Annotated in this window: 12 protein-coding genes; 5 read left to right on the forward strand and 7 right to left on the reverse strand. The window is 74.8% G+C overall.

The genetic code is table 11. The features are described from left to right. Positions 1-59: 59 nt before the first annotated feature. Positions 60-932 (forward strand): hypothetical protein, encoded by an 873-nt coding sequence (locus ACWC94_RS36920; protein WP_450801653.1) that lies wholly within the window; start codon positions 60-62, stop codon positions 930-932. A gap of 2 nt (positions 933-934) precedes the next feature. Here ACWC94_RS36920 and ACWC94_RS36925 read toward each other — a convergent pair whose 3' ends face one another. After that, positions 935-1,966 carry a medium chain dehydrogenase/reductase family protein gene (locus ACWC94_RS36925; RefSeq protein WP_450801654.1) on the reverse strand — a complete coding sequence of 344 codons (1,032 nt, stop codon included), beginning with the start codon at positions 1,964-1,966 and terminating at the stop codon, positions 935-937. A 103-nt stretch (positions 1,967-2,069) separates the two neighbouring features. Here ACWC94_RS36925 and ACWC94_RS36930 point away from each other — a divergent pair, with 103 nt between their 5' ends. After that, the gene (locus tag ACWC94_RS36930) at positions 2,070-2,726 is read left to right on the forward strand and encodes a TetR/AcrR family transcriptional regulator (RefSeq protein ID WP_450801655.1); all 657 of its coding nucleotides are present in this window, start codon (positions 2,070-2,072) and stop codon (positions 2,724-2,726) included. A gap of 31 nt (positions 2,727-2,757) precedes the next feature. On the opposite strand, the gene ACWC94_RS36935 is transcribed toward ACWC94_RS36930, so the two are convergent. From ACWC94_RS36935 to ACWC94_RS36960, 6 genes are all read right to left on the reverse strand, one after another. Beyond that, positions 2,758-3,498, reverse strand: coding sequence for a GNAT family N-acetyltransferase (locus ACWC94_RS36935; RefSeq protein WP_450801656.1), 741 nt, complete (start codon positions 3,496-3,498; stop codon positions 2,758-2,760). Between the two features lie 191 nt (positions 3,499-3,689). Continuing rightward, the gene (locus tag ACWC94_RS36940; protein WP_450801657.1) at positions 3,690-4,886 is read right to left on the reverse strand and encodes an NAD(P)/FAD-dependent oxidoreductase; all 1,197 of its coding nucleotides are present in this window, start codon (positions 4,884-4,886) and stop codon (positions 3,690-3,692) included. A gap of 148 nt (positions 4,887-5,034) precedes the next feature. Beyond that, positions 5,035-5,979 (reverse strand): RNA polymerase sigma factor SigJ, encoded by a 945-nt coding sequence (gene sigJ / locus ACWC94_RS36945; RefSeq protein WP_450801658.1) that lies wholly within the window; start codon positions 5,977-5,979, stop codon positions 5,035-5,037. Between the two features lie 98 nt (positions 5,980-6,077). Continuing rightward, positions 6,078-7,793 carry an MFS transporter gene (locus tag ACWC94_RS36950; RefSeq protein ID WP_450801659.1) on the reverse strand — a complete coding sequence of 572 codons (1,716 nt, stop codon included), beginning with the start codon at positions 7,791-7,793 and terminating at the stop codon, positions 6,078-6,080. A gap of 1 nt (position 7,794) precedes the next feature. Further along, the gene (locus tag ACWC94_RS36955; protein ID WP_450801660.1) at positions 7,795-8,553 is read right to left on the reverse strand and encodes a GntR family transcriptional regulator; all 759 of its coding nucleotides are present in this window, start codon (positions 8,551-8,553) and stop codon (positions 7,795-7,797) included. A 132-nt stretch (positions 8,554-8,685) separates the two neighbouring features. Then, on the reverse strand, positions 8,686-9,459 hold the full coding sequence (locus ACWC94_RS36960; RefSeq protein ID WP_450801661.1) for a VOC family protein: 774 nt from the start codon (positions 9,457-9,459) through the stop codon (positions 8,686-8,688). A gap of 148 nt (positions 9,460-9,607) precedes the next feature. Here ACWC94_RS36960 and ACWC94_RS36965 point away from each other — a divergent pair, with 148 nt between their 5' ends. From ACWC94_RS36965 to ACWC94_RS36975, 3 genes are all read left to right on the forward strand, one after another. Then, entirely contained in the window at positions 9,608-10,474 is an 867-nt protein-coding gene (locus ACWC94_RS36965) for an SCO2400 family protein (protein ID WP_450801662.1), read from the forward strand. A 92-nt stretch (positions 10,475-10,566) separates the two neighbouring features. Continuing rightward, positions 10,567-10,992: a hypothetical protein gene (locus ACWC94_RS36970; RefSeq protein ID WP_450801663.1), complete on the forward strand. Its 426-nt coding sequence runs from the start codon at positions 10,567-10,569 to the stop codon at positions 10,990-10,992. 58 nt (positions 10,993-11,050) lie between these two features. Then, complete coding sequence (locus tag ACWC94_RS36975; RefSeq protein WP_450801664.1) at positions 11,051-11,416, forward strand: hypothetical protein; 366 nt, start codon at positions 11,051-11,053, stop codon at positions 11,414-11,416. Positions 11,417-11,476: the final 60 nt, after the last annotated feature.

Below are 11,476 nucleotides of genomic sequence, written 5' to 3' on the forward strand. Positions count from 1 at the left end.
AAGGCATCAGGCCCCTACGCCGAACGAATCGAAGCTGTCGGACAGAAACGGAAACGCACATGGGTGAACGGCTGAGCGCCGACGGAGTCCCGGGCCGTCGACGTGTGCACCCTGGGGGCGCCGTGTCCGGCCCGTGGGACGCCCAGGAATCCCCGCTGGAAACGCTGCTGGCCACCGTCATCCGCGCGGACCACCTCGACCCGGAGGCCGAGCAGCGGGCCGTGGCCGCCTTCCGGGCCGCCGCCCACGGCACGGGCGCGCGCCGGGCGCGTGTCCGGCACCGGGACGACTGGCGGCTGCGCGGGGAGCGGCGCGTCCGGCGCCCGCTGCGGATGACGTTCGGCGTGGTCTTCGCCAGCCTCACCCTGGGCGGTGTCGCGGTCGCGGCCATCGGTTCCGCGGGCTCGTCAACGGACGCCTCCGGTACCGGCCGGGGGTCCGCACACCCGTCGGCCGCCCCGGGCCGGCCGGGCGGTGCGGCCTCGTCGGCGGCCTCCGGCGGCACCGGGCCGACGGACCGGCCCTCCCGCGCCCAGGACACCGAGGCCCACTGCCGCGCCTACGAGCACGTCGAGAGGCGCGGCAGGGCACTCGACGCGCGGGCGTGGCAGCGGCTCGTCGCAGCCGCCGGCGGGAAGGACAAGGTCGCCGCCTACTGCGCCGAGCAGCTGGCGCGCAGGACGGCCGCGCCGAAGGGGCCGGCCGGTACGGGCAAGCCCGGCGCGGGTACCGCGGACGCCGGCAACGGCACGGCGGGGAACACCGGCGCCTCCGGCAACGGCGCCTCCGGCAACGGCACCTCCCGCACCGGCACGTCCGGCGCCCACGCGGGCGGCACGTCCGGTGACGGGACCGGCGGCACGGACACCGCGACCGGGCACGGCGGGGCGAGCGGCGGGAGCGGCCGGGCGGGCGGCGGGAAGCATCCGTAGCCCTACGGGTTCAGTACGACCTTTCCGGCGACCGTGCCGGACTCGGCCAGCCGCAGGGCGTCCGCGACACGGGCGAGCGGCAACCGGGCGGCGATCTGGGCGCTGACCTCCCCCCGCTGGTACGCGGCGAAGACCTGGGTGAGGTCGGCACGCAGCCGGGACCGGAACCGGTCCTTGGCCAGCGCCCGGCCGGCCCAGATGTTGAAGAAGCAGGCGTGGCGGCGGTTGGGCAGGGCGTTCCACAGCCACACCCGGCCGAGGAGTTTCAGTACGGGCCACTGCTTGGAGCCCTCGGCGTCCCGGGTGGAGGCGCTGCCGTACGAGACGAGGGTGCCGCCGGGGGCGAGGAGGCGCCAGGAGTCGACGATGCCGCTGCCGCCGACGTGGTCGAAGACGGCGTCCACCCCGTGAGGGGCGAGTGCGCGGATCCGTGCGGCGACGTCGCCGGTGCGGTAGTCGACGGGGGTGGCCCCCTTCTCCCGCAGGGCGTCGTGGTGCCGCGCGGACGCCGTGCCGATCACGTGCGCGCCCGCCGCCCGGGCGAGCTGGACCAGGACCGAGCCGACGCCACCGTTGGCGCCGTGCACCACGACGGTCTGCCCCGCGCGGACGCGGGCCTTGCGGTGCAGCATCTGCCAGGCGGTGATGCCGTTGACGACGAGGGTCTCCGCCTCCGCGGCACCGATCCCGTCGGGCACCGGCACCACGTCCGCCGCGTCGACGAGCACGTGGCTGGCCCAGCCGCCGACCTTGACCAGCGCGGCGACCCGGGTGCCGGCGAGGCCCGGCTCGACGCCCTCACCGGTCGCCAGCACCGTGCCCACGAGGTCGTAACCGGGGACGAAGGGGAAGGGCGGCTGGTCGTAGTAGCGGCCACGCCGCATCTGCTGCTCGGCGAAGGAGACACCGGTCGCCTCCATGCGGATCACGATCTGGCCCGGGCCCGCGGCGGGGACGGCTCCGTGCCGGATCCGGAGCCCTTCGGGCTCGACCTTGCCCGGCAGGACGACCTCGACGAGTCCTTCGCTGTGCATGACGACCTCCACCGCTCCGGCGAGTTGCTTGTTCTCGCGTTCGTTAGAAGTTGTAACCCAATGCCTGTGCGACTGTCAATAACGCCAGTGATACCCTCTAACCATGGTGAGTTCCGAAGCGAAGACCCCACGCGAGCGCTACCGCGCCCAGGTGCGTACGGAGATCAAGGACCGGGCGTGGGAGCAGATCGCCACGGCGGGCGCGTCCGCGCTCTCGCTCAACGCGATCGCCAAGCGGATGGGCATGAGCGGACCCGCGCTGTACCGGTACTTCGGCAGCCGTGACGAACTGATCACCGAGCTCGTCAGAGACGCGTACCGAAGCCTCGCCGGCACCTTCCGCGCGGCCTCACAGACCGGTGCCGACCTGACCGCGCTGGCGCACGCCCTGCGGGAATGGGCCCTGGCGGACCCCCAGCGCTACTTCCTCGTCTACGGCACGCCCGTCCCCGGTTACCAGGCGCCCGACGACATCACCGCGATCGCGTCCGAGATCATGGCGACCCTCCTGGACGCCTGCGCCACCCAGCCCCCGGACGGCCCGGCGACGCCGTTCGACGCGCACCTCGAAGGGCACCGGGACTGGGCGGACGGCCATCCCGCCCCGCCCGCGGTGCTCCACCGGGCCCTGACCTTCTGGACCCGGCTGCACGGTGTCCTGTCCCTGGAACTCGCCGGACACTTCACCGGGATGGGATTCGACCCCGCCCGGCTCTTCGCCGCCGAACTGGACGCCCTGTCCGGCCCGTCGGCCCGCTGACCGGACGCGATCCGGTTCCCGGCGGGCCGTTTCAAGCCCGCGCCTGCGCCCCGGCGAGCTCGATGCTGAGCTGGGCGCCCAGTTCCCGGAAGCCCAGAGCGGCCGCGACCCGCCGGGACGCGGGGAGCCGGGCGCGCCACTGCGGCAGCAGTCCGGCGGTGAGTGCGTGCGCCACGGCCGCCGACGCCGTGGCCCGCGCGAGGCCCCGGCCCCGCCAGGAGGGAGCCGTCAACACGCTGACGTGGGCGGTCCGGCCCGGCCAGGACCGGTATCCGGCGGCGGCGACCACCCCATCGCCCGCGCGCACCACGAAGGCCGGCGAGGTGATGTCCCCGAGGGCCGCCTCCTCGGCCTCGTCCTCACCCGCGGCCTCCTGAAGGCCCCGCAGTCCGGGGTGGTCACCGGGAAGCCCGCACACGGCCGGGGCGCCCGGCGGGACGGGGCGGAACGTGTCCGGGGACGCGTAGGACAAGGCCGCGGGGCCGAGCACCCCGGCCACAGGCAGGACCTCACGCACCGCGTCGGCGTCGGTGACCGCCTCCACGGGCAGCGCCGCCAGTCCGTCCCGGACCAGGGCCGCCGAACGGGCGGTGGGGGCGGTGACGACCGCCGCACCGCCCAGGGACACGACACCCACCCAGCCGGCAGGGCACAGGCCCGACCCGGGCGAGGCGACCACGCTGACGCCGGGCCCCGGGGTGAACGACACGGGCGCCGCCGCCAGCCCCTCCCACAGCGCACGGGCCCTGGCCAGCAAGGGATCCATCGGCATGACTCCATCCTGCCAGCCCCACACCGGGCGTCCCGGGCGGGCCGGTCACACCGAAGGCGTCGGGGCGCGGGTGCTGGTGGCCGCCCGCGGCGGCATCGGCCTGTACGTGCGCGACATCGCCATCGCCCGCGGCGTTCGCCCCCCTGCGCGAGGAGAGCGACGAGGGCGGCCGTCGCGCCGGCGGCGGTGGCTCAGGCCGGGGTCCCGGCCGGGGAGGGAGTTGGGGCCGGAAGGCCTGCCACGCGGTGGCGCCGGGTCGGTATCCCCACCATCGGGTTGGCGACTGCCCAGGCCGCGCCCTTGCAGACCAGTTCCTTGTAGCGGGCGGCGAGGCGTCCGGTCAGGGCCGCCCGGACGGCGCGGTCATCGGCGGTCACGTACTGGATCAGGCCTTCCCCGCGGCCCAGCGAGATGCACTGGTTGAAGTAGCGCAGCGGCACCTTCGGCAGCTTTCCGCCGGTCAGGCGGGCCGCGATGGCGTCGGCGGCCTGCCAGGCGGTGGGGACGCCCGAGGCGCACGACATCCGCAGCGGCTTGTCGCCGGGCCCCTTCGCCATGGCCGCGTCGCCGATGGCGTACACGTCCGGGTGCGAGACCGAACGCATGGTCCGGTCGACCACGATCCGGCCCGTGCCGGTGACCTCCAGGGTGGTGGCCCGCGCGATGGGGTGGGCGGCGAAGCCGGTGGTCCACACGGTGACCGCGGCGGGGATCGTCCGGCCTTCGGCGGTGGTGACGCGGTCGCTCCCGACGGCGGTGACCTCGGCCTGTTCGTGCACGGTGATGCCCAGCCGGTCGAAGACCTCGCGCAGGTACCGGCGGCCCTTGGGCGAGAGCCAGTCGCCGAGGCCGGTGCGGGCGGCGAGGGCGACGTCGAGGTCGGGGCGGGCCTCGGCGATCTCGGTCACGGCCTCCAGGCCGGTGAGGCCGCCGCCGACCACGACCACGGGCGCTCCGGCGTCCAGACCGGCCAGGCGCTCACGCAGCCGGAGTGCGCCGGCGCGACTGGCGATCTCGTGGGCGTGCTCGGCCGTACCGGGGACGCCCTGGTCGCTCCAGCCACTGCCGAGGGCGTAGACGAGGGTGTCGTAGGCCAGCTCCTCCGCGGGACCGGTGCCGTTCACGGTCACGGTCCGGCGGTCGACGTCGACACCGGTGACCCTCGCCAGCCTCAGTTCGACGCCGGTGCCCGCGAACATCTCGCTGAACGGCCGGGGCCTGAGGTCCTGGCCGGTCGCGAGCTGGTGCATCCGGACGCGCTCGACGAAGTCGGGCTCGGCATTGACGAGCGTGATGGCGACGTCCTCGCGGTGCAGCCGCTTGGCGAGGCGCCCGGCGGCGATGGCTCCGCAGTATCCGGCTCCGAGGACGACGATGCGGTGCTGCATGTCCTGCTCCTGTCTTCAGCGGATTCGCTTCAGTGGCTCCAGCGGGTTCGCCCCTTGAACCGGGCGGCCCGCCGTTTCCTGACAGGGACGTGCTGTGAAGCAGCTCACATCGCGACCGGACGGCGGTCGGGAGGTGGCCAGAAGGTGGTCAGAAGGCCTTGAGCAGGGGTTCTCCGTGGTCCGTGGCCGCCCACCGCCGGGTCGCGCGTTCGAGCTTGTCGGGGTTGACCTGGTTGCGGAACGCGGCGATGCCCTCGGGGGTGATCTCCAGGCACATGACGCCGATGACCCGGCCGTCGAGGACCGCCACGAGGGCGGGTCCGCCGTTGGCGGTCGTGGCGTGGAGCTCGGGCGAGCCGCCGACCAGGTCGTGCTTGGCCTTGCTGGGTTTGAACAGGCCCCGCATGAACTTCGCGACCGCGAGGGCGCCCTCGAACGCCTTGGCGCGGGCCGGGACCTTCCCGCCGCCGTCGCCGATCGAGACGGCGTCCTGCGTGAGCAGCCGTACGAGCGGCTCGGTCCGGCCGCTCGTGGCGGCCGCGAGGAACTCGTCGATGATCCGCCGGGCGGCGGCCCCGTCGATCTCGGCACGGGCCCGGCCGTCCGCGACGTGCTTCCTGGCGCGGTGGAAGATCTGCTGGCTGGCGGCCTCGGTGACGTCGAGGATCTCGGCGATCTCCCGGTGCGGGTAGCCGAAGGCCTCCCGCAGGACGTACACGGCGCGCTCGCCCGGGGACAGCCGCTCCAGTACGGCCATGACCGCGTACGACACCGACTCGCGCTGTTCGGCGGTGTCGGCCGGGCCGAGCATCGGGTCACCGGCGAGCAGCGGCTCGGGGAGCCACTGGCCCACGTACGTCTCGCGCCGGGCGCGGGCCGAGGTGAGCTGGTTGAGACACAGGTTGGTGAGCACCTTCGTCAGCCACGCCTCGGGGACCTCGATGCGCTCGACGTCGGCCGCCTGCCAGCGCAGGAACGTGTCCTGCACGGCGTCCTCCGCCTCGCTCGCCGAGCCGAGCAGGCGGTAGGCGATGGCCTCCAGGCGGGGCCTGGAGGCCTCGAAGCGGTCCACGTCGTTCGCGGTCAGGGCCATGGCCGGGATCCTAGCCCGCACCGCGCACGCCGGCCGGTCCTCGTCCTCGGTCCGTGAGGGGGCTGCACGGGGCGTGGGCTGTCCCGGGCCGAGCCGGCCTACGGACGGTCGGCGGCAGGCCGTTCGGCGGCGCCCGCCTGCTGGAGCAGCAGCCGGGCCAGGTCCCGCGCCTCGTCCGGGGTGAGTGCCGCCCAGACCCCCGGCTCCCCGCCCTGGTCCTCGCCCACGTCCAGCGTGATCCGGCCGACGGGACGCTCAGGCCGGCCCAGCCACAGGCACCGCACGTCGATCCTGCGCCCGCACCCGGTCACGAGAGGGGTGCCACGCCGGTCGTGTCCCGCCGCCGTACCCGCCGTGCCTGCCGCACCCGCCATCGCCCTCACCATCGGTCCACGCTCCTCCACCGGTCGGCTCCGCTCACTGGGCATGGAGAACAGCGCGCTGTACACCCGAATTGTTCCGGACGCCGGACTCCCGTGGGCGCGGGCAGGCGGCGGGCCGACCGGGCGGCCACCGGTCGCGGACGGTGCCGACCGTGCGGACGGTGCCGACGGCTGTCCGGCGGGGAGCGGTGACGGGCGCGGGGTGCGCAGGGTGCGGAGCGGTGAGAGGAAGACCGGCAGGAAGCTCAGTGTCATGCCGGCCGCGCCGAGCCACAGCGTGGGCGCCGCTCCGAACGCCGAGCCCGAGGCTCCGCCCAGGACGCCGCCGAGCGGCAGGCCGCCCCAGGACACGAACCGGGCCGTCGCACCCATCCTGCCCAGGAGCCGGTCCGGGGTGAGGGCCTGCTGGACGCTCGACTGGGCCACCACACGGACCACCCCGCCCAGCGAGAGGGCCGCGAGCCCGGCCGCCGCCACGCACACGCTCCACCCCGGTCGCGCGGCCGGCATCAGAGCGGTCAGCGGGCAGGTGACGAGCGGCGCGAGCCAGATGACGGGGCCTTGCCCGAGCCGCCGCGAGACCCGGGTCGCCAGCAGGGCACCCAGCAGGGCGCCGCAGCCCATGCCCGACAGAACCAGGCCGACGGCGGACGGCCCGAGGCCCACCTCCCGTTCCAGGAAGACCAGCAGCATGGTCTGGTACATCACGAGGAAGAGGTTGAAGACCGCGTCGCCGACGACCGTCGCGCGCAGGACGGGGTGCCCGAGCACGAACTTCAGCCCCTCCTTGATCTCCCGGCGCAGCCGGGGCCGCCGGCGCGTCCCGCTCCGCCCCCTCGCCCCCGGCTCCGTCTCACGCTCACGGATACGGCTCGCGAGGAGCCCCGACACGGCCATCCCGGCCGCACTCGCCACGACCGCCGCCGGTGCCCCGGCCCAGCCGGCCAGCGGACCCGCCACGGCCGGTCCGCCGATGCTGGTCACCGAGCGGACGGCCGACAGCCTCGCGTTCGCCTCGACGAGTCGTCCGCGCCCCACCAGGTGCGGCAGCAAGCCGACGTACGCGACGTCGAAGAACACGGTCAGCACGCCATGGACCAGTGCGACGCCGTACAGCCAGCGGACCGACAGCAGACCGGTCCACCACGCCGTCGGCACCGTCATGAGCACCAGCGCCCGCGCGAGGTCGGCGACGACCAGCACCGGCCTCTTGCGCGTCCGGTCCACCCAGGCCCCGGCCGGCAGCCCCACCAGCAGCGAGCCCGCCGTGGTCAGCGTGGTCAGCAGTCCGACCTGGAACGGGTCGGCGTGCAGCGCGACGACGGCGACCAGCGGCAGCGCCAGGAAGAGGACGCGGTCGCCCAGCTGGCCGAGCGCGGTGGCGGCGAACAGCAGCCCGAAGTCCGGGTCACGCGGGCGCAGGCGCACCACCTCACGACCTCACGTCGACGGCGAACTCGTAGACGACCTCGCGGCGTACGTCCGGAATGACGATGTCGGCGGTCTCCACCGGACGTCCGTCGGTGTCGTAGATGGTCCGCTCGATGCGGAGCACCAGGTCCCCGACGCCGATCCCGAGCAGATGCGCCTCCGTGCGGCCGGCTCGGGCCGGGCGCGGCACCTCGACGACGGTCTCGACGACCACGCCGATGGCCCGCATGCGCTCCACGACCCCCTTGCCCGCGAGCGGACCCCTCTCGGGCAGGACGACCGGCGTTCCCTCCGTGACGGCCATCGGCTCCCAGGAGTCGGAGAGCTGGACGGGCTGCCCGTCGGCGAGGAACTCGTACTGCGTGTTGACGCAGGGGTCCCCGGGTTCGACGGCGAGCCGCTCGGCGATGGCCTCGGGGGCGGGGACGCGGACCAGGCTGTGCGCGTCCCAGGCGGCGGCCCGGCCCCGCTCCCGCCGGCCGGCGAGGGCCAGGGAGCCCCGGTGCTCACGGTGCCAGGAACGCACCATCCGCAGGCGCTCGCGCGGGGTACGGACGTACGTGCCGGAACCCGCGCGTCCCTCGAGCAGATCCTCGATGATCAGGCGGTCCACGGCCCGCTGCATGACGTTGCGCCCGACGCCGTACTCCTCGGCGAGGCGGGCCCGGGACGGCAGCCGCTCGCCGATCGCCCACTCGCCCGCGAGCACCCGGGCGCGCAGCGCGTCGGCCACGGCGAGGTACGGCGCCTTGCGGGACATGTGCGAACTCTCCGGTGGGTGAGGTGATCCGGACGAGTCCGCAAGCTACTTCACCGGCGGAAAGCTACTGGAGCAGCACTGCGCTCGGTGGCCGGCACGGTCTTGGGCAACGGCGGCCCGCCCACCGCCCGTTCACACCTGACGCGGGTCCGGCCTGAGGACGGCGAACACCGCCTGGGCGGGGTCGGCCAGCCAGGCGATGCGGCCGACGCCGGGCACGTTCGCGGCCGGCATCAGCACCGTGCCGCCGTTGTCGCCCACCGAGGCGACGATCGCGTCCGCGTCGGCCACGGCGAAGTACGGCACCCAGCGCGCGTGCTCCCGGCCGTCCCGCAGCGGGGCCACGCCGCCGAAGGAACCCTCCTGCTGGTCGCCCTCGCCGATGCTGAGCACCTGGTACGTCATGCCCGGCGCCTGCATCTGCTGGGCGCGCCAGCCGAACAGCCCGCGGTAGAAGCCGATGGCCGCATCCGGGTCGCCGACGTGCAGCTCCACCCACACCAGCGTGTCGTCCTCCGACGCCCGCTGCAGGCCCTGCCCCGACCGGAGCACGGCGAACTGCGCGCCCTGCGGGTCGGTGAACTGGGCGAAGGAGGCGTCCCCCATGCTCACGGGCCCGGTGCGCACGGTGCCGCCGGTGCCGGTCACGGCCCGTGCGACGGCATGGACGTCGTCGGTACGGAAGTACGTCATCCAGGCGGACGTCGCCCCCTCCTCGGTCAGCGGGCCGAGGGCGGCCACCGTGCCGCCGTTCTTCCGGAAGAAGCCGTAGCCGCCGGTTTCCGGGCCGGCGGAGGCGAACTCCCAGCCGAAGACGGCGCCGTAGAAGGCCGCGGCCGTCTGTGTGTCGGGGCTGCCGAGGTCGATCCAGATGGGCGAGCCGGTGCGGAACTCTGTGCCGAGCATGCGTGTCCTCCTGCCGGTCCGGTGTGCGGCCGTCCACCGCGGAACCCCACGAATCTGCGCAGGAGAGCCACACGGGCTGCACACAGCCTTTCGAAAGGCTCGTTAGCGTGACTGCTCGCCGCTCCCCCTGGACTCAGGAAGACCACAAATGGACTACTGCTCCTCGTGCCGCCGTCACCTCAACGGCGCCCTGGTGTGTCCCGGGTGCGGTGCCTACGCCCCGGACATAGCCCCGCCGGGCACCGACGGCTTCGGCACCGAGAGCCTCGGCGCGACCGCCGGCGTCCCGTTCGCACCGCCCGCCGACGCCACGTTCACGCCGCCCGCCGGAACCACGGACGCGCCGCCCGCCGATGTCAAGGACGCGCCGCCCGCTCCGCGGGGACGCGCGGCGCGGCGCCGGCAGCGGGCCCGCTGGAAGAAGAGCCAGCGCCGGGCCGTGGTGGCGACCGCCGTCGCGCTGGTCGGCGGAGGCCTGACGCTCGCCTCGCTGGACCGCGGCGCCGGCGACCGGGCCCAGGCGGCCACCGCACCGGACCACCGCGGCATGGGCCTCACCGACGAGCCGTCGGCCGCGCCCAGTCACCCGGCGTCCACGCCCGCACCGCCCGCCACCACGCACCACCGGGTCACGCCCGCCACCCCGGCGGTACGGACGGCCGCCGTCGACGTCCCCCGGCAGCAGACCCTCACGCCCGTGTCCCGCACGGTACGGTCCGCCGGCCGGCCGCACACCGCGGTGACGGTCCCGCACCCGGCCGCACCGGCGGCACCGGCCGCCCCACAGCCGCGGACCACCACACCGTCCTCCTCCGGCACGAGCACCGGCACCGGCACCGGCACGAGCGGCAGCGGCGGCAGCAGCGCGGGCACCAGCGGATCCGGTACGGCGACACAGCCGACGTCCTCCACCGGCTCGGACTCCACCGCCTCGAGCGGCGGCACCTCGACCACCCCGGCCACCGGTTCCACCTCGCACGACCAGCTCTGCCTCGTCCTGGTCTGCCTCGGCTGAGCCCGCGGCACGGCACGCGGTGGGACAGGGGGGAACCACCCCCGTTAACGTGGACGACGACGTCAGACGTCCGGCAACCGGGGGAGAAACACGTGTTCGGCACCCTGCGCGGCAAGCGCCTGAGCGCGGCCGCGGTGGCGGCGCTCCTGCTGGCCGCTCTCACCGCCTGCGGCGGCAAGGGGGATGACGCCCCCGACCCCGTCCACGGTCTCAAGGACACGGTCCGCCACATCACCCGGCAGACCACCCGGGCCACCCGCCCGCACCTGGTCAAGCACTGCACGAGCGGCACCCACGGGAGCCGCCGCACCTGCCGCAGGGTCCAGGACGGCACCGAGACCTACCGCAGGCAACTGCGCCCGGAGCGCTGGTGCGTCCGCCTGGACGACGTGGGCGGCGACCGCAAGCGGAACGACGTCTGGTACCGCGTCGACCGAGCCGACTACGACCGGGTCGTGGACGCCGGCGACCACGCCCGCGTGCAGTTCGTGCCCCTGCTCCCGGACAACGGCTGCTGACCGCAGATGAGTACGACAGCGGATGTGCCGGGCGCCGGCGCCTGACCACGATGGCGGCGTGACCTCATCCTCTTCCGCGCCGGACCGCGGCCCGGTCGCCGCGCTGCTGGTGGCGACCGCGCTCCTGCTGCTGCCCCTGCTCTACGGGTGGTACCGCTTCAGTCAGGACACCCTCGCCTGTCTCGGCCGGCCGGCCGGCTGCCGGGGGCAGGGCGCCCTCGTGATGTCGGCGGTGGACCTGGGGCTGTCGCTCGTCGGCGGGCCGGTCGCCGGTGCCGCGCTCCTCGGAATCACCGGTGCGCTGCTGCGTCGCCGGGCCGCGGTGTGGGCGGCGGCCGGTGCGCTCCTCGGCACGCTGGTGATGTGGGTCGTCGCCGTCCACGCACTGGGCGAGGGGTTCCAGCACTCGAACATCGACTTCTGAACGCCGTCCCGGCTCCCCCTCCGCCGGCGGCACGCCGTCGGTCCCGGCGGACCAGTACGG

It is taken from the genome of Streptomyces sp. NPDC001135, assembly GCF_053598395.1.

Coding starts and splice junctions, on each gene's coding strand:
- ACWC94_RS36955 (WP_450801660.1), bottom strand. CDS start 8,553: ATGTCCCGCAAGGCGCCGTACCTCGCCGTGGCCGACGCGCTGCGCGCC.
- ACWC94_RS36960 (WP_450801661.1), bottom strand. CDS start 9,459: ATGCTCGGCACAGAGTTCCGCACCGGCTCGCCCATCTGGATCGACCTC.
- ACWC94_RS36965 (WP_450801662.1), top strand. CDS start 9,608: ATGGACTACTGCTCCTCGTGCCGCCGTCACCTCAACGGCGCCCTGGTG.
- ACWC94_RS36935 (WP_450801656.1), bottom strand. CDS start 3,498: ATGCCGATGGATCCCTTGCTGGCCAGGGCCCGTGCGCTGTGGGAGGGG.
- ACWC94_RS36940 (WP_450801657.1), bottom strand. CDS start 4,886: ATGCAGCACCGCATCGTCGTCCTCGGAGCCGGATACTGCGGAGCCATC.
- ACWC94_RS36930 (WP_450801655.1), top strand. CDS start 2,070: ATGGTGAGTTCCGAAGCGAAGACCCCACGCGAGCGCTACCGCGCCCAG.
- sigJ (WP_450801658.1), bottom strand. CDS start 5,979: ATGGCCCTGACCGCGAACGACGTGGACCGCTTCGAGGCCTCCAGGCCC.
- ACWC94_RS36920 (WP_450801653.1), top strand. CDS start 60: ATGGGTGAACGGCTGAGCGCCGACGGAGTCCCGGGCCGTCGACGTGTG.
- ACWC94_RS36925 (WP_450801654.1), bottom strand. CDS start 1,966: ATGCACAGCGAAGGACTCGTCGAGGTCGTCCTGCCGGGCAAGGTCGAG.